Here is a 20654-nt window from a genome sequence, read left to right as displayed (position 1 = left end):
TTTTTTTAGTGCTTGGTTAAGACATCTCCATATGATTTAAGCTTTTCCCCCACGGTACATTTATTGATACAAAATGAATGTGCGTATGTTTTGCCAAACTCCTTGCGAAACTGCTTCTTAATAAAACAGTCTTTGCAATATTCATCTTGCAGTTCTGTCAGTTCCTTATATATAGCTTTCTTATCCAATATTGTCATCTCCGTTACAGTCTAATTTCATGTGGCTTTCTACGAATTGATGAGATAGGATTTTTTTTGCGAGGCCATCAGCTTCCTGATTTTCTTTTCGCTGTATCGTTTCGTATGTCGGACTCAGCTTTAGTGACTCAAGAAGCGCTTCTATTTTATCCAGCCATTCATTATGGGAGGGATCATAGCAAGGCCAGCTGCCGTCAAGCTGGTTCAGCACAACAAGAGAGTCCCCTCTGATCGTGATTGAATTTCTGCTAGCTCCGAGCTCTCTTACTTCTCTTATCGCTTCATAAAGAGCGGCATATTCAGCTTCGTTATTGGTTTTCAGACGGAAGCTTTTATTTTTTCTTAAGCGGTGGCGCGCCCCTCCCAATGAATAATAAATGACGATTCCGAGCCCGGCCAGCTGGCTTTCCTTATCGAAACTGCCGTCAAAATAAACGGTAATGTCATCAGGTTCATGCGCAAGCTCCTCAGTCAGCTTTTCTAATTCCTTCAGCGTCCAGACGCCGCCCTTCTCATCTTCGAATTCAAGTTCCTTCATATAAGGAAAACGGCCGAGTTCCCTCGCGAGCATACGTGCTTCCTGAACAGTCAGCCAGTTTTCGCCCAAAAACGAGACAGGCCCTGTCCCTTTTGCTTCTATTTTCATGTGCGGTCTGAGATTCAATATAATCACCTTACCATTCATTAGTTGCCGGGCTTGTGCTATAATCAAACCATTCTTAACCCGGAAAGGAAGCTTCTTCATTTTGTTTAATAACTCTTTTTGGATCTTTTTTGCGATCATTCATTTTATCATTGTTCTTTTATTTTATAAAGGATTTGGCAAAATGGGTTTATTTGTGTGGATCGGCTTTGCAACAGTCTGTGCCAACCTTCAAGTCGTCAAAACGGTTGAACTGTTTGGCTTAACAGCAACGCTCGGGAATGTGATGTACGGCACAATCTTTTTTGCTACAGATGTGCTGAATGAAAAATATGGGCCAGCTGAAGCGAGAAAAGCTGTATGGCTCGGGTTTTCGACTCTCCTGACACTGACTTTTGTTATGCAGGGCGTTCTGCTTTTCGAACCCGCTTCGAGCGATATTTCACAAACAGCGCTGGAAACAATTTTCGGTTTTCTCCCGAGAGTTGCTTTGGGAAGTCTGCTTGCCTTTATCTTCAGCCAAACACTGGATGTTTATGTATATTCGGCAATTAGAAGGATATTTCCTTCCGATCGGCTTCTATGGCTGAGAAACGGCGGCAGTACAGCAGTCAGCCAGCTGTTCGATACATTCATTTTTACCGGAGTCGCTTTTTTCGGTACATATCCGGCGGATGTTTGGCTACATATTTTTATTTCTACATATTTGATTAAGTTTGCGGTATCTCTGATTTCTCTGCCCTATGCTTATGCGGCGAAAAAAATGATTCCGAGTGACGAAAGGAGTACATGATGCCTACAGAAATTTATGTTGACGGAGCGAGCGCCGGTAATCCAGGGCCTTCCGGCATCGGCATTTTTATCAAACATGAAGGAAAAGCAGAATCTTTCTCGATTCCAATTGGAATGCATACCAATCAGGAAGCGGAATTTCTGGCGTTAATTGAAGGCATGAAACTGTGTGCAGCGCGCGGGTATCAATCGGTCTCCTTTCGAACTGACTCGGATATCGTGGAACGCGCAGCCGATCTTGAAATCGTGAAAAATAAAGCGTTTCAGTCATTTGTCGAAGAAATCATCCGATTAAAAATGGCCTTCCCTCTTTTTTTCATCAAATGGATTCCGGGAAAGCAAAACCAAAAAGCCGACCAGCTGGCAAAAGAAGCGATTCGGATGAATGATAAGAATTAAATCAAGCTGAATGGTTCATCCTATTGATGAGGTGAACAAACATGAAAAAGAAAGATAAGGGCCGGCTGACCGGCGGTGTTTCCCCGCAAGGCGATTTAGAAGGAAATACACATAATGACCCTAAAACAGAGCTTGAGGAAAGAGCTAAAAAAAGCAATACAAAACGCTAGAGAAGATCTTAAACGATCTCTCTAGCGTTCAGTTTTTCAAGCATACGCTCTATTCCTTTGATCTGATGGCGGCGAAGCATGACAGCCGCCTGCTCCATATTCAATGTAAAAACGGCTTCTGTCAGCGTACAGGCTAACGGCACAGAGCAGTTAATCTCAGCAAGCTTCCTCGAAATTTCCAAGTCGCTTAAACCTTGCTGAATTTTCCCCTGCTGTCCCTTTGGAAGAAGAGACAGATTCTCCAGCAAGCGGTCAATTGTTTCGTATTCACGAATCAGTTTATACGCGGTTTTTTCTCCAATGCCTTTTACTCCGGGATAATTATCACTGGAATCGCCCATCAGCGCTTTGATGTCAATTAAAGCCTTGGGCAGGACACCTGTTTCTTCGTAAAATACTTCTTTTGTATACATTTTATAATTGCCGATTCCTTTTTGAAGCAGCGCAACGCTTACTTCGTCCGTTAACAGCTGAAGTAAATCCCTGTCGCCTGTTACGATCGTAATATCCGTTTCTTCAGAAAACAAAGCTGCAAGTGTTCCAATACAATCATCCGCTTCGTACCCGGCAAGGCCAATATTCATGATGCCAAGTTCAGCGGCCGCTTCCTTTGCCAGATCAAATTGCGGTATCAGCTCAACCGGCGGCTGGCTTCGGTTCGCCTTATAATCCTGAAACAGATCATTCCGGTACGTTTTGCTGCCCATGTCCCAGCAGCATACAACATGTGTAGGCTGAAATGTTTCCACGGCTGTGATTAAATGTTTCAAAAAACCGTTAACGCCGTTTGTCGGAACCCCGCTGTCATTTATCATAAAGTTGCGATGCACGGCTGTGGCGAAAAATGCCCTGAATAATAGAGCCATGCCGTCAACAAGCAATAATTTATTTTTCATATGATAACTCCTTTTTCTATCAGTCGATCTATTTTACCATAAGTGCCGCGAAAATAAAAAACAGCATCTCTGTATAGAGATACTGTTTGCGGTTAAATTAATCGTTGTGTCTTTTATTGCTGGCAATCAGCTTTTCAGCTTCGCGTCCTGCGTAAGAGTCGAAATGGGTTTGAAACCCGTTTTTCTTTTTGGCATTGTTATTGGCCTGTGCATTTCTGTTACCCAGCTTTGTTCTGCCCAACATAAATCCCCCCTTACGTCGGATACATATAGTATGCGCGTAACGGAGGATCTACACTCGAGGCAGGATCATCCAGCTTATGTGCGGCTGACGTATTCGTTGACCATTTCTTTTGATACCAGACGTCTAGTCGGTACGATGCCTTTCTTGGCCAGCTGATTCATCTTTTCTGTAATTTCATTAATGGCATCTGTTGAAAATGGCTCATCGTTTTTGCATTTAGCAACAGCTTCTTCAATCGCCATTTCACGAAGGTGTTCAAGCTGCATAAATGTTTTAATATGCTCGTGCTGTTTTGCAGAATGTGCAGAAATTGCTTTATGTACCTCTGACATCAATCGTTCATCTCGCTTTTTCTATTTAGTCTATCATGACTTGAAATGCAAGCCAACTGAATTTTTACATTTTGATTGTATCGCCTTTTCTCTGCCAAGAAATACATGCTTGATATGCATCTTCTATCTCTTTCACATGTTCCCCCTCTGCGTATCCTTTTACATACGTATCTCTTTGGCCCTCTATTTGCGCCAATGCTTTTTCCGCCATTCCATACTGCTGGTGTCTGACATATTCAGCATAATGAGATATAAGGCTTTCTTCTTCATTTTTAATCCAGGCCTCCGTTATTTTCATAAGCTTCGTCCGCACTGCTTCAATGAAGCCTGCTTTTCCTTTCTGTTCAAAAAACTGCTTCGGAGATTTGATTTGTTTTTGCTCCTGTTCAAAGGCACGTTCATCGATTTCAGGTTCAACTTCTTTGAGCTGTATGCTGTTAGAGAGCTGATCATCCGCATAAATGGAGAAATATCCGTCTTCTTCCAATGTTTTTTGACAGCTTTCCAGCCACTCTTCAGTGATATGCCGTTCGATGAAACCGCTCATTCGAATGTCGAGCGTTTTGATCTCCTGAATATATTCAAATTGATAATCATGTAATGCGCTTTTTATCGCCGCACTGATATTCTTTTTCCAATCTCCATTTTGAAGACCCGGATGAAATGCAGATTTTAACAAATCATTCGCAAAAAAGGACAAACGCTGTGTAATGTGATAAAGCTGCTCCCTTGTATCCTTTTTTACTTTCTCAATAATGGTTTCTGAATTGCGGCGTTCCTTGATATCAGCAACTGCCCGCTCAAACGATAACAGAAGGCGCTTTTTTTGCGCTTCCTTTTCTTCTTTGGACTGATGCTGAGATTGATGAAGCTGTAAGACCGTCTCACATAGTTTGTCTGCTTCTGAGCTAAGCTGGGCCGCAGCCGCTTTCTTTACATCGACCTCAATAAACTGGTCTAAATGTGCTCTTGCTTTTGAGAACTGATTATGATACGTTTCCGGTTTTCCTAAAAGCTCTTCTTTACTTGACACGTAAAAGAGCTGCGGATCATGAATTCCTTCTTTTAAAAGCTCTGATCTGACATAATCCGTGACCGTTTCGAGCTCTGCTTTATCTTTCGCAAGATCAGCGGCATTAATGACAAAAAACATTTTATCCATGCTAAGCGATTCTTTCACGAGTCCCAGCTTCCGTAAAAATGAGCGGTCTCCTTTCGAGAAAGAATGCTGATAATAAGTCATGTAAAAAAACGCATCGGCATCCTTGATATATTGAAACGCAAGTTCTGTATGCCGTTTATTCAGACTGCTGGCTCCAGGTGTATCAACGATCGTAATCCCTTTTTCAGTCAGCGGGCTTTTATAATAAACGGTCACTTCCTTTACAGCACAAGCCGTTGTCTCCTCAGCTACATACGGTTTTAATTCGGAGAGCGGAATCGTTAATATCTTTTGGGCCTGAATATATTGCTGATATTTTTCATATGCAAGCAGGAAATGACTGATCATGTTGATTTGTTCTTCTTGCAGACGCTCTTTTTTGATTGCCTTTTTCCATTTTTCCGCAAATGACCGTCCTTGTGGTTCCTCTTGCATTCCTGTGAGCTGCATGATTTCAGCTGTTATGTCACCCTCCGTCTTAAACATGACATCCGCTGTTTTGTGAGATTTGCCGTTTACCGGTTTCGTTATTTTGTTAATCGTTGCTGTTGTCGGTGTCGGTGATGACGGCAGCACTCTTTCACCAACCAGCGCATTGGCAAATGAGGATTTTCCTGAACTGAATCCGCCAAATAGAGCAAGTGTAAATTTTCGGTCTTCCAGCCTTTTAATCCTTTCACGAAAAGCTGAGGTTTGTTTTGACAGCATACGATATCCGCCCAATAGATCAGACAGTGTGTAAAAGCGTTTTATCTGCTCTTGAAGCGGCAGCTCTTTCCCGCTTTTCACTTCTGTTTTTAGCGTCTGCTGCTTTGTATGCTGTGCTTGGCTTTGTTTCTGTTCTGGAGCCTCGACCTTTTTTTTCTTCGTTCTAAACCAGTCCGGATCTATGTTTATTGGGCTTGCAGACTTCTCTTCCCAGATCGCCCACATCCGGTCGGCTTTCTCACGGGCATGTTGTTCATGACTGGCCTGTTCTTGAAGATAAGCCAGCTTTTCCGATTCCTGCGCGAGCCGGCCATTGATCAATTCCTGTTCTATAGAAGTACTCTCTTTTACCGTGGAGGTAAGTGTTTTGATGATGTCTGACGCTTCAGCTTTCGCCTCTTTACGGATCAGCTCCGCCAAATCTTTTGTATATTGCAAGACATATTCAGAAGAAAATGCTGCACCTTGCTTGACTGCACGTTCAATGATATCAATATGAAGCGGCGTGCGATAAGCCTGGATCAGCTTTTCACTTTCAGCTGATTGAATACCAAATCCCTTGGCGAGTTTATGCAAAATATCTATGATATGCCAATCCGATTCAGCTTCCGTTCTTTTTTTCACATCAGAGAAAAACTCTTTTCTCCTTTTTTCTCTTTCCTGTGCAGTCTTTGCTTTAGAAAAGAAAAAACCGGTCTTAAAAGAGGGCTCACGTGATTCTAAGTAAGCTGCTGCCAGTTCACGCATTTCAAAAGGCGTCAAATTAGCGTTTCTTAAAATTCGATTGACTTCCTCCTGCATCGTGCTTTCTGCCTCAATCGGTTTATTTGCTGCTTCGGTTGATTGAAGCTGCAGGGAATCCACCAGCCGCACTTGTTTTTCAAGCTGTTCTCCAAAACTTGGACTGTCCGTATCCTCTTTCATGAGCATCTCTGTGTGCTCTCTCAGTAAATTCTGTACTTTTTGTTCAGTAATGGAATGCAAATTTCTTTTTGAATGCTGTTCAATTCTTTTTAACTCTTTTCGCAGGATACCGATTTGATTGAATGGGTGATTCGGTTCCGTCACCGACGTAAAAAAGAGTGCATCCTTCGGAATTCCTTCTTGACAAAGCATCTCCTCCACTTGCGCTTTGTAATCTTCAAAGCGTGTCTCAGTCTCATCATGTCTGTCAATTTGATTAACGATAAAATAGACATTCGGAATGCTGTCTTTGATTGACCTAAGAAACAGTACATTTTCCTCAGAGTGGACATGGTTATAGTGTACGACGTAAAACAGCGCATCTGCCTGGTGAAGAATAGATGCCGCCGATAAAAAATGAGCCTCATCTGTTGAGTCAATCCCGGGGGTATCAATATACGCAACTCCTGGTTCAATTTCAGTATACCGGTCAAAAATTTCTACGGTTTCAATCTGCTCCCCATCCTTGCAATATTGCTGCACCTTGTCTTTATGATAGGCACCCTCCAGCTCCGCACACGCTCCGTCTGTTGTATGAAGACGAACACGCTTTTCTCCGTTTCTGATCACAACAAGGTTAGCGCTGGTCGGAATTGGACTTGTCGGCAGAATATTCTCCATTAACAGGCAGTTCAGCAATGACGATTTCCCCGCTGAATAATGCCCTGTAAACGCGATATAAATTTCTTCATCTGCGGCTTTCTTAACAACTGAAGCCAGTTTAGCCGCCCTTTTTTCATCCTGGTTCTCAATCAATTGTTCATAAAGTGCCCCAGTTTTGTACAAAAGTTCTTGTCTGCTGCGTTCTGTCATAAGTCTGAACCCCTTTGTGCCGTTTCAATTATGAATCTTTTTTGAAAGATCTGAATAAATCCCACTTCCATTTTACACAAGAATGACCCAAATTTCTTTATGAGAATAGAAAAAAGCTGCCGAAGACGGCAGCTTTTATAAAAGAAAATCTGCAACTTTTTTACAAGTTCCAGATTCTTTAAACAGATTTATTAGAGATTCCTTTCAATACAAAACCAATTAATACACTATATGTACAAACTGCCCCAAGCAAAAACAGCATTGTCATTTGCTTCACCATCCTGATTGAGAATCTTTTTCAAGTTCATTCTAACATGGATGAGAATGATATTCAATCTCTATTTTGCTGTATATTCTCGTAATGCTTGCTCCTCTGCACGTATTCTGACAGACAGCATAACGGCATTTAAAAGTGAAAACAGACACATGGTAAAGTACGCTTGATACAAGAGCGGAATCAGGATGATTTCTAATACGACAACTGTATAGTTTGGGTGCTTCAGCCATTTGTAAGGCCCTTTTTTGACAAGTTCAGCACCCGGAACAACAAGAATTTTTGTATTCCAGTATGCTCCCAAGGAACAAAGCGCCCAATATCGAATCGTCTGTACTGCCAATATAGCCGCTGCTATGCCTGACCACCAGTTTGAAGGCTGTTTGTGCAGCAGCAGTACTTCGGCAATTAACGATAGAAAAAAAAGAATGTGCATGATGATAATATACGGATAGTGGCCCTCCCCGCATTCTATCGCCCCTTGTTTTTTCACCTTTTGTTCGTTTCGTCTCGCCACAGCCATTTCCGCTGCTCTTTGAGCAGTGAGCACAGTGATTAGCATCCAAAACATGAGTTATGCCCCCTTTTCCCAGCTGAACAGCAGCAATTCTGATGAAAATCCCGGCCCCAATGCACCGATCAGCCCCCGTTCTGCTTCGTTTTTGCTTCCGTTCTGCAGATGGTGGTCGATTACATACAGAATGGTGGCTGATGACATATTTCCGTATTTTTTAAGGATAGTTTGCGAAGACGCAAGCTGCTCAGGTGACAGTTCAAGACATTTAATGTATGCATCAATGACTTTTTTTCCGCCTGGATGAGCCAGAAAGACCGTAATATCGCTGAATGAAAGCTGATGTCCATTCAAAAAAGCCTGGACATTTGTCTTCAACCATTTTTCAACCAAAGTCGGAATATCCCTTGAAAAAATGACTTTGAAACCATGATCGGTAAAGTCCCAGCCCATAACATCTTCAGATTGTTTCATCAATACAGATTGCGAATCCGATATATTCGGCAAAAGCTGGAGCCTTGTCAGCCGGCGGTCCGCCTTCTCCCCGCATAATAATGCCGCTGCAACGCCATCCCCAAAAAGTGATGTGCCGATCAAATTGCTTTTCGTTTTATCTTCAGGCTGAAATGTCAGACTGCACAGCTCAGCAGCAATGACAAGAACAAAAGCCTCCGGATACGCTTTGCAGTACTCAGCAGCGCGCGCAAGCCCGCTCGCCCCTCCTGCACAGCCGAGTCCCCAAAGCGGAATTCGCTTCGTATAAGGAGAAAACGGGAGTTCATTCATCAGCCGCGCCTCAATGCTTGGTGTGGAAAGGCCCGTGCTGGAGACGAAAAAAACAGCATCCACTTTTTCATAAGGAATGGGTTCTTGAAGATAGGCTTCATTTGCGAGACACTTTTGAACAGCACTGACGCTATGCCTGAGTGTTTCCTCTATGTAAATTTGATTTTTTTCTTCGAAGCTGTGCCCTTCTTTATACCATTCAATCGGTCTCACAAATTGTCTCGATTCAATTTGCCCGTTTTTAAAGGAGGTTAACAGCCGTTCTATATCTTTAAAGGATTGCTGAAACATATATCTTGCAAACTCCGCCGCCTTTTCTTGATTCACATCATTCTCAGGAAGACTTGTCCCGATCGACAAAACAAACGCCATTTGATCACCTCTTAGCATACATTGTGCCGCAACTTTCTTTTTTATATGCAAAAAACCCCGCCGAAGCGGAGTTTACACTGCTGTTTTTTGCTGATTGACATCAGCTTTCTGTTCTGTTTTTTCAGTTTTCGAAAACATATTATATATCACATTCAAGACAACAGCTGTAAAGCTGCCGGCAACAATGCCGTTTGTTGTAAGAAGCGTTAAGGCACTTGGAAGCTGTTTAAATATGTCCGGCACAACTGTCACACCGAGCCCAAGCCCCACTGAGCAGGCAACGATCAGCAGATTTTCCTGCTTTGCAAAATCAATTCGGCTGAGCATTTTGATGCCATAAGCAATGACCATTCCAAACATGGCCACCATCGCTCCGCCTAACACGGCAGATGGAATGATTGTCGTAAAAGCAGCAATTTTGGGAAACAGGCCAAAAGCCATTAGAAGCACGCCTGTCGCCACAATCACTGTATTTTTCTTGATTCCTGTCAGCTGGACAAGACCGACGTTTTGAGAAAATGCAGTGTAAGGAAATGCGTTAAATATACCGCCCAGCAAAACAGCAAGTCCTTCTGCACGATATCCTCTGGATAAGTCCTTTTCTGACAGACGGCGGTTGGTCAAATCGCCTAAAGCAAAGTAAACGCCCGTTGACTCCACAAGGCTGACGATGGCAACGATGGACATTGTAATGATAGGGGCCGCATGAAAAGACGGTGTGCCGAAATAAAACGGCTGAATCATTTGCACAAAGGCAGCGTCTGAAACATTATCAAACTGAACTTTCCCCATAAAATACGCAATAAATGTCCCGATCAAAATACCGATCAAAATGGAGATGGACTTGATAAATCCTGTTGTAAAGCGGTATAGAAGCACGATGATGCTCAAAACGATAAAAGCGAGAGCGAGATTAGAAAGATCACCGAAGTCTGGACTGCCTTCCCCGCCGGCTATATTATTCATGGCCACCGGCATAAGCGTAATGCCAATGATGGTAACGACAGAACCTGTAACGACAGGCGGAAAAAACGAGACGAGTTTTCCAAAGAAAAAAGAAATGAGAATCACAAGAATACCTGAAGCGATAATACTTCCATAAACGGCAGAAACCCCATATTCGGAGCCTATCGTAATCATTGGTGACACAGCTGTAAATGTGCAGCCAAGCACAACTGGAAGCCCGATGCCGAAAAACCGATTGCTCCAAACTTGGAGAAGTGTAGCAACACCGCACATAAAAATATCAATCGACACCAAGTAGGTCAGCTGCTCCGCCGTCAGCCCCATCGCCTTCCCCACAATCAGGGGAACGACAATGGCGCCGGCGTACATGGCGAGTACATGCTGGATCCCTAGTGACAGCGTTTTGCCGAATCCGTTTTTCATGAACGAACCTCCTGTACAAAGGATACTTTTCCTTTTTCTAAAGATTCAATTCTTGCCAAAGATTCCACCCGATAGCCAAGCTTCACAAGTTCTTCTCTTCCCGGCTGAAACGATTTTTCAATGACAATGCCAAGTCCCGCGACAGAAGCTCCAGCTTGCTGTACGATCGATACCAGCCCAAGTGCGGCTTGTCCATTTGCCAAAAAGTCATCAATAATCAAAACGCGGTCCTGATCTGACAGATGATTTCCTGATACTGCGATTTGGCTTTCTGTTTGCTTCGTAAAGGAATAAACAGACGATGTCAGCAAATTGTCAGTGAGCGTTAAAGACTTATGTTTTCTCGCGAAGACGACTGGCACACCCATTTGTAAACCAGCCATTACGGCCGGAGCAATTCCGGATGATTCGATTGTAACAATTTTTGTTACTCCGTCTTTTTCAAATCTGGCGGCAAACTCGTCACCGATTTTGTTCATGAGCAGCGGATCAATTTGATGATTTAAAAAAGCATCCACTTTCAATACCTGATCTGATAAAACGACGCCCTCTTCCTCTATTTTTCGTTTCAGTGCTTCCATCCTGTCATACCTCCGTTTAGATAATAAAAAAAGCATTACCCGCTCAAAACAAAGAGCAAGCAATGCTAAAATAACAAAAAACCGTACACGTCCGGTCTCATTGCTCACTCATAGTCGGACATTTACGGTGCCCGGTAGAAACTTGCGTGCCATATCCACGCGATTATATGAGTGTTCCTATCATATTGTTACAAATTATATCAAGATTCTAACCTCTTGCATAGACAAAAATAAAAATTTCCGAACTTTAATTCTTTTTTTGAAAAAATCATTCGTTTTTTATGAATATTTCGATAATAAATTGAGCCTGACGTTTGAGACGCCAGGCTTTTTCATTAAGATAAATACAGATTTGAGTATTTATTTTGCAAATAATCAATCAGGTAGCGTACATTCAGCTCTTCACCTGTTGCTTCTTTAATAATGTCTAATGGCTTCTTCCGTTTTCCGTGAATATGCACTTTTTCCGTCAGCCATTGTTTAATCGGATGAAACTCCCCTCTTTCCAAGAGGGTATCAAATTCAGGCAGATCATCGAGCATTTTATGCTTCAGCTGTGCTGCATACATATAACCAAGTGCATACGATGGGAAGTAGCCAAAATCTCCACCCGCCCAGTGAACATCCTGCAAGATTCCCTCTGCATCCTCAGAAGGAGTAATACCTAAATAATCCTGATATTTTTGATTCCAAAGTGAAGGCAGTTCTTCCACTGATACTTCATTGCTGAAAATCGCTTTTTCAATTTCATAACGGATAATAATATGCAAAGGATACGTCAATTCATCCGCTTCAACTCTAATTAATGAAGGTTTTGATTCGTTGACAGCCCTAACAAAATCATCAAGCGATATGTTGCCGAACTGTTCAGGAGACGCTTCTTGTATTTTCTGATAGTATGGTGTCCAGAAATGCTTGTTCCGTCCAATAAAATTCTCGTAAAACAATGATTGAGATTCATGAATTCCCATTGAAGCACCGTCTGATAAATTCGTCCCGCTCAGCGCTTCGTCAATATTTTGCTCGTAGATCGCGTGACCGCATTCATGAATTGTGCCGAAAATAGCTGTCCGGAAATCTTTTTCATCATATCTCGTTGTCACCCGAACATCCCCGCGGTTCATTGTTGTCGCAAATGGATGAACGGTTTCATCAAGCCTTCCGCCGTCAAAATCGTAGCCGAGCTCTTGCAGGAAATAAAGGCTGAGTTCTTTTTGTTTTTCCTTAGGGAACTCTTCACTGATAAAGCTTGTATCCGGTTTATTCTCTGAGGCTGACACTTGTTTGATAAGAGGAATGATCGCTTCTTTCAGCTCAGAAAACAGCTGATCAAGCACCTTGACCGTCACACCTGGTTCAAACAAATCAAGCAATGCATTATAAGGATGCTCTTCATAACCCCAATATTCAATAAATCGTTTATTGTATTCGACCAGCTCCTCCAAATAAGGGGCAAACAAGCTGAAATCAGATTTTCCTTTCGCTTCCTCCCATGCTGTTTCAGCCTTTGAACAAAGAATAACATATTCCCTGTATTCTGCTTCAGGAATTTTTTTGTTTTCTTCATACTCTTTTTTCGCCAGCTCTACAGCCTTTTTCGTATCTTCAGCCAGATCATCAAACCGTTCATAAAGCGCATCAATAAGTTCCTTCATCCGATCTGATGTCTGGATATTGAATATATCTGTCGAAAGCTGACCGATGCTTTCAGCACGGTCCTCTGAGCCGTTTTTCGGCGCGCCTGTTCTGGAGTCCCAATGCATTAATGCAACCGCTTCACTATAATGTGAGATTCTTTTTAAAAGATCAAAAAATTCCTTTTCATATGTATGTATCTCCATATCCATTCCCTCCCTATTCTAGCCGTTCCATTACAGGCTACTGGAAGGGTGTTTGAAAGTCAAATTGTTTGTATAAAAGGCTGCCGGTCTAGTTATCGGCAGCCTTCATCACTCAGTTTATCGTCATTTGATTGTTTGGCGGCGGCGGTGTTTTTCGTTTTTTCGCATTGATTTTTTTATCCGCCCACACTGTTGCCAAAGGTGTTAACAAAGAGGTGACAATAACGCTTGTCGCAATGATTGCAGTTGCCGATTCAGCAACGGGTGCAAACGCAGAATTCGCTTCCGCTAAGGCGTATGGCACGGCGACGGCCGCTCCCGCTGTTGATGAAGCTGCCACCCCCGCGACACCATCTCCCCGGGCAATGAAACGATCAAGCAAATACAAGGAGCCGCCGGATAAGATGACAACAGAGACACCGACCAAAATGCCTAATAACCCTGACTGAATCAGCATTCCAAAATTTAAAGTGTTCCCAAGTGAAAATGCAAAAAACGGAATGATTGCCGGCACTACCTTGCTGAATAAGTCTCTCAGATCATGATCAAGATTTCCAAGTATGCAGCCGAGCAAAAACGGGATGACTGTTGCCGCCAGCGTTTCCCACGGAAAAGCAGCCAGTCCGGTAACACCGAATGTAACCATGGTCATAAAAGGTCCAGATTCTGTACTGATAAACGCGAATGCGCCGGCATCTTCTTTTCTGCCCATATGATTCATGAGCGCCAAATAGAGGCCGCCGTTCGTTTCATTCATCACTGCAACAATGGCTAGAACAGAAAGACCTGCAAAGAATCCGGATTGTATGCCTTCATCGGGTATAAATTGAGCCGCAATCACACCGAGCAGTGCCGCAAACCCGATCTTTCCCAATAATAAGGTAATCCCTTTTCTCGCAATATAGCCTGAAGAACGGAAATCAATCGTCGCTCCAACGCAAAAGATAAAAACGCCTAGTATGGGAAGGGTTCCTGTAATAAGCGCACCCGTAAACCCTCCAAAAAACTCTGCTGTTCCAGGCGCAAACGTATTAAGCGCTGCTCCCAGAAACAGCGGAATAATCATCATTCCGCCAGGTACCCGTTCAATTGTCGCTTTGATTTTCATATATATTCTCCCATCCTCCGGTTATGGAAAAACAATACCCCTTATGTGGCTACACTTGGAAAACAGCCTGTAAATCCTCTTTTGAACAGCTTTCCAGCTGGCTTCCGACTCCGACGGCACCTGCCCCTGCCTTGAGCCATTCCGGAACCTCAGACGGATGGATCCCGCCAGTCGGTATAAAAGTAACCTGCGGAAAAGGGCCCGCTAAATTTTTCATAAAAGGGATGCCGAATACACCGCTTGGAAACAGCTTTAATGTAGTAAATCCGCATGTCAACGCTTTCAAAATTTCGCTCGGTGTCAGTACGCCAGGGATATAATGCCTCTTCATAAACGATAGGTGTTCAGCAAGATCTGTTGAAAAACCCGGACTGACAATAAATTGTGCTCCTGCTTCCGCAGCTTCTCCCGCCTGCTGCGCAGTGATGACCGTGCCCGCTCCGATTAAGACACCTTCCCGATTTCTGTAGGACTCAATAATAGCAGAAGCTCCAGGTGTCGTATAAGTGACTTCAATTGCCCGAATCCCTTTATCTATCAAACTCTCAATCTGCTGACAGGCCTGCTGTTTATCCTTTGAACGAATGACTGCAATCAGCTTGGCTTCTTTCAGACGGTTTTCTACTACATTGGACTCCATATTAACAATCCCCTTTCTTGTGGTGAACTGTTCTTTGAGCAGATAGAAATGCGGCTAATTTTTCCCTTGTCGGCAGACCGTCCATGTCCCCCGGTGCCTGAACTTGCAATGCGCCGATCGCATTACCCCTTTGCACTGCTTCCTTGTACGGCAAGCCATCAAGAATTCCGCTGATGACGCCGACAGCAAATCCGTCTCCGGCGCCGACTGTGTCAACAACCTGATCAACCCGGAAGCCTTCTGTATATCCTTCACTTTCCTTTGATTTAAAGTAAGCGCCTTCTTTTCCAAGTTTAATAGCGACAAAGCTGACACCTTTTTTCAGATAAAAATCTGCAATGCCTTCAGGCGTTTTTTTACCAGTCAATAGCTCTCCCTCTGCGATTCCAGGGAAGAACCAATCCGCAAGTCCCGCCAAATCATTAATCGTATGTGCCATTGTAGCTTGATCAGGCCAAAGTGCGGGTCTTAGGTTAGGATCTAATGAGATGGTTTTTCCAGCCTGTTTCATGTCTTTCATCACATAATAGGCGAATTCTTTCATATCGGCGGACAAAGCCGGGGGAATACCTGTAACATGCAGATGGTCTGCGCTTTGAAAATAGTCTCTTGGGTATTCAGCAGCTGTTAAAGTGCTTGCAGCCGAGTTCTTCCTGTAATAGGTTACCTCAGGATCGCCTTCTTTCACTTTGGACTTTAGCAGCAGCCCGGTTGGATTGCCATCCTGAGACCGGATCACGCGAGACACATCCACTCCCTCTTTTTTCAGCTCCTGAAGAATAAATGTTCCGAGCTGATCATTGCCGACTTTGCTCATCCAGCCCATTTGAAAGCCAAGTCTGGCCAGGCCGCAAGCCACATTGCTTTCTGCCCCGGCCAGTCCTTTTGAGAATGTGGAAGCTTCATGAAGGCCTCCGTACTCATTTGCGTAAAACATGGCCATCGATTCGCCGAAAGTAATCGCATCAAGCTTCATTTCCCAACCTCCCCTTAGTTGAGGGCACCTTGGATTAAAGTGACTTTCTCATGATGACTTTTGCCTCTAATTCGATGGTTTGAGGCGCTCCCTCGTCACCTTCAATCCTTTTTAATACGCGTTCCATCGCCGTCTTGCCCATATCATGTGACGGCTGGGCGATTGTTGTAATGCCCGGGCCGATGAGTTTATACCATTCCGTATCATCGAATCCGGCAATCCCCGTATCTTCGGGAATGCGCAGCCCTATTTCTTCCATACAGCTAATAATTTTCAGCATAATCAACCCATTTAAAGCAAGAATCGCTTTTTTTTGCTCAGGCATCTCATTCATAAAAGAGCACAGCGCCTTCTCAAGCTGCTCTTTGTCTTTGACGTCAATTTCATACATTCGCCTGAGTCCATTCACATTTCGCACCGCAGCAATCTCCTGATAAACAGCCGCTCTTTCCGCCCGGGGGCTGATGGATGCAATCGGTTCAGTAAACAGCGCGACATCTGTGTACCCTTTTTTGTAAATCTGCTGAAGGATCTCTTCAGTTATCCTTCTGTTGTCAGTCGTTACGGTATCCAGTTTCAGATCCGGCAATTTGCGGTCAATTAATACTGTCGGCACCTGCTGTTCGGCAAAGGAATATAAAATATCCTTGTTTTCCCCGGTTGCATTCAAAATCAGCCCTTCTACAGAGTGTGCTTCGAGCTTTAGCAGCATTTCCCGTTCTTTTTCAGGACTGTTATCAGTGTTGCACACCATTATGCTGTAGCCATATTGATCACAAACCTCTTCAACTCCCCTAAATGCTGCGACTGAAAAGGGATTTGTAATGTCGGCAACAACAAATCCGATTAATTTGCTTTTTTTTATTTTCAAACCTTGTGCCATTTTACTCGGCCGATAATTCAACTCAGTGATTGCCTTTTTTATGTTTTTTACCTTTTCAGGAGAAATCGCGTCAATTTTCCCGTTAATATAACGAGAAACAGTTGATTTTGATACTCCTGCAAATTCAGCTACGTCTTTGATGGTGATATGGCCTGTTGTTTTCTTTTTCATTCAAGTGCTCCTGTATCGTCTTATAATTTGAAACCGATTTCAAAACCGTTACAACACAAGAATACCATATTTTTTAAAATTGAAAAGTTTTTTTTAATAATGTGCTTATTCACAAAATTTCGGTTGACTCTTTTCTCTATTTATCCTAAAATTTTCTTTGAAACCGTTACCAAAATATTTTCATTCATGATGCTGAAATCCTAACCAAGGGGGAAATCCAATGGAAAATCGTTACTCTGTACACCCTGAACAAGTAAAACGCTTTACAACCGAGGAGCTTCGCAGTCATTTTTTAATGGATACGTTATTTACGGAAAATAAGCTGACCATGTATTACTCCCATGAAGACCGTGTTGTGATCGGCGGTGCAGCACCCGGACAGAGCGAACTGAAGCTTGATGCCGGAGACTTTCTTAAAACGGACTTTTTTCTGGAACGGCGTGAAATCGGTATTATTAACGTCGGCCAGCCTGGTGCGGTTAAAGTTGGCGATGATGAATATGTGCTTCAAACAAAGGATTTTCTATATATCGGGATGGGCAATCGGGATGTAGCATTTAAAAGCCTAAACGGAGAAACAGCAAAGTTTTACTTCGTCTCCTCGGGCGCGCATCAAAGCTATCCGACGCAAAAAGCCGCTCTTTCTGAACTGACACCGGACCGGCTCGGTGACGCAGCAGCATCAAATGTAAGAAGCTTGTACAAAGTCATTCATCAAGATGGCATTCAAAGCTGTCAGCTGATGATGGGAATCACGATGCTAGACGAAAACAATAACTGGAACACCATGCCGGCACACGTTCATGATCGCCGGATGGAGGCTTATCTCTACCTTGATCTTGAGAAGGATTCGAAGGTTTTTCACTTCATGGGTCAGCCGGATGAAACACGCCACCTTGTCGTCGGAAACGAGCAGGCTGTCCTTTCTCCTGCCTGGTCCATTCATTCTGGCGCAGGAACATCTAACTACAGTTTTGTGTGGGCGATGGCTGGTGAAAACTACACATTTACGGACATGGATCTTGTGCCGATGGATGGGCTGAAATAAGATGAGTTATCTGCAAGAGGCATTTTCATTAGAAGGAAAAACGGCACTGGTGACAGGGCCGGGTACAGGAATCGGCCAAGGAATCGCCAAAGCGCTGGCAGGCGCCGGTGCTGATATTATCGGCACATCACATAAAAGCAGCCTCTCTGAAACACAGCAGCTTGTGGAACAAGAAGGCCGCACATTCACTACCTTTACATTGGATATGAGTAAGCCTGATGCAATAAAGGATACAGCGGCTGAACTGTTTGAAACACAGCAAATCGATATCCTTGTCAATAACGCCGGGATTATTCACCGGGAAAAAGCGGACACTTTCGCTGAAGAGAACTGGCATAACGTGCTGAATGTGAACCTAAACAGCTTATTTATCCTGACCCAGCTGGCGGGCAGACACATGCTGAAAAGAGGTCATGGGAAGGTTATCAATATTGCCTCTCTCCTCTCTTTTCAAGGCGGCATTCTTGTTCCAGCCTATACAGCAAGCAAACATGCCGTTGCTGGTTTAACAAAATCGTTTGCAAATGAGTGGGCCGCATCCGGCGTACAAGTTAACGCGATAGCGCCTGGCTATATATCAACTGCCAATACACAGCCTATCCGGGATGATGAAAAGCGAAATGAAGACATTTTAAAAAGGATTCCTGCCGGCCGCTGGGGCAAAGCTGATGATATCGGCGGGACGGCTGTTTTTCTGGCATCTCGCGCTTCTGATTATGTCAATGGACATATTTTAGCAGTAGACGGCGGCTGGCTTGCCCGCTGACAAAATGAAAAAGCTGATGATCATGGATCATCAGCTTTTTCGTGATTACATCATATGCGGTTCAACAGGTAAGACCTTTTTCACTTCATCAATGATGCGTTCATTTTCTCCGCCCGCATAAATATGAATCGAGCCGCTGTCTTGATTTGAGCGAATCAGACGGCCAATCCCCTGCCGCACTCGCAACAGCATATACGGAAGGTCAACCTCTTCAAACGGGTCTTTTCTCGCACTGTTGCGTTTTGCCGTAAATACAGGGTCATGAGGCGGAAACGGCAATGACCAGATCGTGACATTCTTCAATGCGTCACCAGGAATATCAAGCCCTTCCCATAGGTGAACTGAACATAAAACCGTTTCCTCTTCCCCTTGGAATTTTTCTACTAAGCTGCTGATTTCCTCGTCGCCTTCAAAGTAAATCGGATACGGCAGCTCCCAAGCAGCTGCGAGCTCCTTAAACTCGTTTAATTCCTCAAAAGACGGGAAGAGCACCAGCGTTCTGCCTTTATAGTGCTTAATTGTCTCTATTGTTTGAGCTGTTTTTTGTTCTGCGCTCATTTCTGTTTTCCCATAAAGGGTAACGGTCATTTGTTCGTCATAATCATAAGGAGAATCAACCGTTAACGATAAGTAATCGTGAATCCCCAGACTGTCCGCAATATAGTCAAACGAACCGCCTTCTGACAGCGTTGCAGAAGAAAAGATATACGGAATTTTCTTTGAAAACACTTTCTCGCCAAGCACTTCTGCTACTGTTCTCGGCATCACGACAAAAGTGGATTCCGCTTCCTTTTGCTCCAGCCAGCTGATCGCATCCTTTTGATATAAAGATAATGAATACGCCATTTGCTCAACGTATTCCTCTACGACTGACAGCTCGTATTGATCAATGGTGTACATTTCTGACTCAAATACGAGTGCTTCACCAATTTTATCAAGCAACCGGCACAGCTCGTCCGCCGCCTTTTTGACACGCTGATCATTCTTTATTTCCAAACGGTGCGACCCGGCAACTTCTCTTGATTCTTCAGAAAGAACATAGAAAAATTCGTCGTTTGCAGCAAGTGCGTCTTCTATCAATTCAGCAAATTCTTCTCTAATGTCATTTTGAAGCAAACGTTCTAAAAATAATTCAAGAGTTGATTGCTTGACTCTGTAGGTTAATGCTTTTTGCGCAGCAAACTCTAACAGATGCCCTTCATCAAATACAACCGCACTATGATCAGGCAAGAGCGGCAGCTGTCCCTCCCGTTTGCGCGATTCTTCCGTCCATACATGTTCCATATAGAAATCATGAGAACAAATGATCAAGTCTGTTGACTTGCGATAAAAATCTCTTGATAGCGTCAAGCCGCATCTATGTCTCATATCACAGGTCAGGCAATCTTGAAACGAGTCGTAGCTTACTTGCGACCATTCTTCATTCGAAAGGTTAGCGTACTGCTTTCGGTCACCATATGGATAAAACCGCTGCATGGCCTGTGACTCATGGACAAATGACGGTAAAGCTTCATAAAGATCAAGCCACTTTTCATCATCAGATCGCTGCATTGTTTTTTCAAGCTTTTTCAAGCAAAGATACTGCTCATGTGATTTCGATAGCCTTGTGTCAATCTTAAGATCCAAATGTTCAGCCAGCTTCGAAATGTCTCCCTCTTTTTTCACGAGCTGTTCGATTAACGTTTCATCAGCACAAGCGATAATAGCGGGTTTTCCGACATATCTTGCATAACTGATCGCAAAAAGAAGGTAAACAAGTGTTTTCCCCGTTCCTACTCCTGCTTCGGCAAACATGACTTTTTTCTCTTTAAACGCCCGTTCCAGCTGAAAAGCCATGAACACTTGCTCATCTCGAAGATCAAACCCTTTTTCGGGAAGAATATCGTAAAACACGTCACCAATCCAATTGTTCAATTCTTCATAAAAATTCTTTGTTTTTGTTAAAGAAAAAGGCAAACGTGATGTTGTCACCCAGTTCCAACCCCT

22 protein-coding genes and 1 riboswitch are annotated in these 20654 nt (G+C 43.5%); of the genes, 5 read left to right on the top strand and 17 right to left on the bottom strand.

What is annotated here, in order from left to right:
* Positions 1 to 5 precede the first annotated feature (5 nt).
* The gene (locus ACQVGS_RS10105; protein WP_024121802.1) at positions 6 to 188 is read right to left on the bottom strand and encodes a zinc-finger domain-containing protein; all 183 of its coding nucleotides are present in this window, start codon (positions 186 to 188) and stop codon (positions 6 to 8) included.
* Positions 181 to 861 carry a ribonuclease H family protein gene (locus ACQVGS_RS10100; RefSeq protein ID WP_106020330.1) on the bottom strand — a complete coding sequence of 227 codons (681 nt, stop codon included), beginning with the start codon at positions 859 to 861 and terminating at the stop codon, positions 181 to 183. The genes ACQVGS_RS10105 and ACQVGS_RS10100 overlap by 8 nt, the downstream gene beginning before the upstream one ends.
* Before the next feature lie 82 nt (positions 862 to 943).
* Between ACQVGS_RS10100 and ACQVGS_RS10095 the strand changes: the two genes are divergently transcribed.
* The 3 genes from ACQVGS_RS10095 to sspL are packed head-to-tail and all read left to right on the top strand — an operon-like array spanning position 944 to position 2201.
* Positions 944 to 1633, top strand: a complete 690-nt coding sequence (locus ACQVGS_RS10095; RefSeq protein ID WP_024121804.1) for a queuosine precursor transporter — start codon at positions 944 to 946, stop codon at positions 1631 to 1633.
* Entirely contained in the window at positions 1633 to 2031 is a 399-nt protein-coding gene (locus ACQVGS_RS10090) for a reverse transcriptase-like protein (RefSeq protein WP_024121805.1), read from the top strand. The genes ACQVGS_RS10095 and ACQVGS_RS10090 overlap by 1 nt, the downstream gene beginning before the upstream one ends.
* A gap of 41 nt (positions 2032 to 2072) precedes the next feature.
* Entirely contained in the window at positions 2073 to 2201 is a 129-nt protein-coding gene (gene sspL, locus ACQVGS_RS10085; RefSeq protein WP_010334670.1) for a small, acid-soluble spore protein L, read from the top strand.
* An 8-nt stretch (positions 2202 to 2209) separates the two neighbouring features.
* On the opposite strand, the gene ACQVGS_RS10080 is transcribed toward sspL, so the two are convergent.
* The 14 genes from ACQVGS_RS10080 to ACQVGS_RS10015 all read right to left on the bottom strand — a co-directional run bounded on the left by ACQVGS_RS10080 (position 2210) and on the right by ACQVGS_RS10015 (position 16854).
* The gene (locus ACQVGS_RS10080; RefSeq protein WP_095713142.1) at positions 2210 to 3097 is read right to left on the bottom strand and encodes a 5'-3' exonuclease; all 888 of its coding nucleotides are present in this window, start codon (positions 3095 to 3097) and stop codon (positions 2210 to 2212) included.
* A 97-nt stretch (positions 3098 to 3194) separates the two neighbouring features.
* Positions 3195 to 3341: a hypothetical protein gene (locus tag ACQVGS_RS10075; RefSeq protein ID WP_003230761.1), complete on the bottom strand. Its 147-nt coding sequence runs from the start codon at positions 3339 to 3341 to the stop codon at positions 3195 to 3197.
* A 74-nt stretch (positions 3342 to 3415) separates the two neighbouring features.
* On the bottom strand, positions 3416 to 3673 hold the full coding sequence (locus ACQVGS_RS10070; protein WP_024121807.1) for a YpbS family protein: 258 nt from the start codon (positions 3671 to 3673) through the stop codon (positions 3416 to 3418).
* Between the two features lie 64 nt (positions 3674 to 3737).
* The gene (gene dynA / locus ACQVGS_RS10065; RefSeq protein WP_127696836.1) at positions 3738 to 7319 is read right to left on the bottom strand and encodes a dynamin GTPase; all 3582 of its coding nucleotides are present in this window, start codon (positions 7317 to 7319) and stop codon (positions 3738 to 3740) included.
* A gap of 178 nt (positions 7320 to 7497) precedes the next feature.
* Positions 7498 to 7587, bottom strand: a complete 90-nt coding sequence (gene fbpC / locus ACQVGS_RS10060) for a Fur-regulated basic protein FbpC (RefSeq protein ID WP_100069434.1) — start codon at positions 7585 to 7587, stop codon at positions 7498 to 7500.
* 70 nt (positions 7588 to 7657) lie between these two features.
* Positions 7658 to 8164: an alkylpyrone methyltransferase gene (gene bpsB, locus ACQVGS_RS10055; RefSeq protein WP_127696835.1), complete on the bottom strand. Its 507-nt coding sequence runs from the start codon at positions 8162 to 8164 to the stop codon at positions 7658 to 7660.
* Positions 8165 to 8167: 3 nt separating this feature from the next.
* Positions 8168 to 9265, bottom strand: coding sequence for a type III polyketide synthase (locus tag ACQVGS_RS10050; RefSeq protein ID WP_127696834.1), 1098 nt, complete (start codon positions 9263 to 9265; stop codon positions 8168 to 8170).
* 72 nt (positions 9266 to 9337) lie between these two features.
* Positions 9338 to 10654: a xanthine permease PbuX gene (gene pbuX, locus ACQVGS_RS10045; RefSeq protein ID WP_106020004.1), complete on the bottom strand. Its 1317-nt coding sequence runs from the start codon at positions 10652 to 10654 to the stop codon at positions 9338 to 9340.
* Positions 10651 to 11235, bottom strand: a complete 585-nt coding sequence (gene xpt / locus ACQVGS_RS10040) for a xanthine phosphoribosyltransferase (protein ID WP_491831520.1) — start codon at positions 11233 to 11235, stop codon at positions 10651 to 10653. The genes pbuX and xpt overlap by 4 nt, the downstream gene beginning before the upstream one ends.
* Positions 11236 to 11326: 91 nt before the next feature.
* Positions 11327 to 11426: riboswitch (purine riboswitch) on the bottom strand.
* A gap of 144 nt (positions 11427 to 11570) precedes the next feature.
* Entirely contained in the window at positions 11571 to 13076 is a 1506-nt protein-coding gene (locus tag ACQVGS_RS10035) for a carboxypeptidase M32 (protein WP_445601609.1), read from the bottom strand.
* Positions 13077 to 13188: 112 nt separating this feature from the next.
* On the bottom strand, positions 13189 to 14184 hold the full coding sequence (kdgT, locus tag ACQVGS_RS10030) for a 2-keto-3-deoxygluconate transporter (RefSeq protein WP_024121814.1): 996 nt from the start codon (positions 14182 to 14184) through the stop codon (positions 13189 to 13191).
* A 49-nt stretch (positions 14185 to 14233) separates the two neighbouring features.
* Positions 14234 to 14824: a bifunctional 4-hydroxy-2-oxoglutarate aldolase/2-dehydro-3-deoxy-phosphogluconate aldolase gene (eda, locus tag ACQVGS_RS10025; protein ID WP_127696833.1), complete on the bottom strand. Its 591-nt coding sequence runs from the start codon at positions 14822 to 14824 to the stop codon at positions 14234 to 14236.
* A gap of 1 nt (position 14825) precedes the next feature.
* Complete coding sequence (gene kdgK / locus ACQVGS_RS10020) at positions 14826 to 15800, bottom strand: 2-dehydro-3-deoxygluconokinase (RefSeq protein WP_127696832.1); 975 nt, start codon at positions 15798 to 15800, stop codon at positions 14826 to 14828.
* 34 nt (positions 15801 to 15834) lie between these two features.
* The gene (locus ACQVGS_RS10015; RefSeq protein WP_127696831.1) at positions 15835 to 16854 is read right to left on the bottom strand and encodes a LacI family DNA-binding transcriptional regulator; all 1020 of its coding nucleotides are present in this window, start codon (positions 16852 to 16854) and stop codon (positions 15835 to 15837) included.
* Positions 16855 to 17074: 220 nt separating this feature from the next.
* On the opposite strand from ACQVGS_RS10015, the gene kduI reads away from it, so the two are divergent.
* Positions 17075 to 17902, top strand: a complete 828-nt coding sequence (gene kduI / locus ACQVGS_RS10010; protein ID WP_024121818.1) for a 5-dehydro-4-deoxy-D-glucuronate isomerase — start codon at positions 17075 to 17077, stop codon at positions 17900 to 17902.
* 1 nt (position 17903) lies between these two features.
* Positions 17904 to 18668 (top strand): 2-dehydro-3-deoxy-D-gluconate 5-dehydrogenase KduD, encoded by a 765-nt coding sequence (gene kduD / locus ACQVGS_RS10005; protein WP_095713151.1) that lies wholly within the window; start codon positions 17904 to 17906, stop codon positions 18666 to 18668.
* Between the two features lie 45 nt (positions 18669 to 18713).
* Here the strand turns inward: kduD and ACQVGS_RS10000 are convergent, their stop codons facing one another.
* The gene (locus ACQVGS_RS10000) at positions 18714 to 20639 is read right to left on the bottom strand and encodes an ATP-dependent DNA helicase (RefSeq protein ID WP_024121820.1); all 1926 of its coding nucleotides are present in this window, start codon (positions 20637 to 20639) and stop codon (positions 18714 to 18716) included.
* Positions 20640 to 20654 lie beyond the last annotated feature (15 nt).

This window comes from Bacillus sp. SD127, from assembly GCF_058566445.1.
Note: the sequence above shows the minus strand (reverse complement) of the source record. Positions and strands in the feature narration are given on the sequence as shown.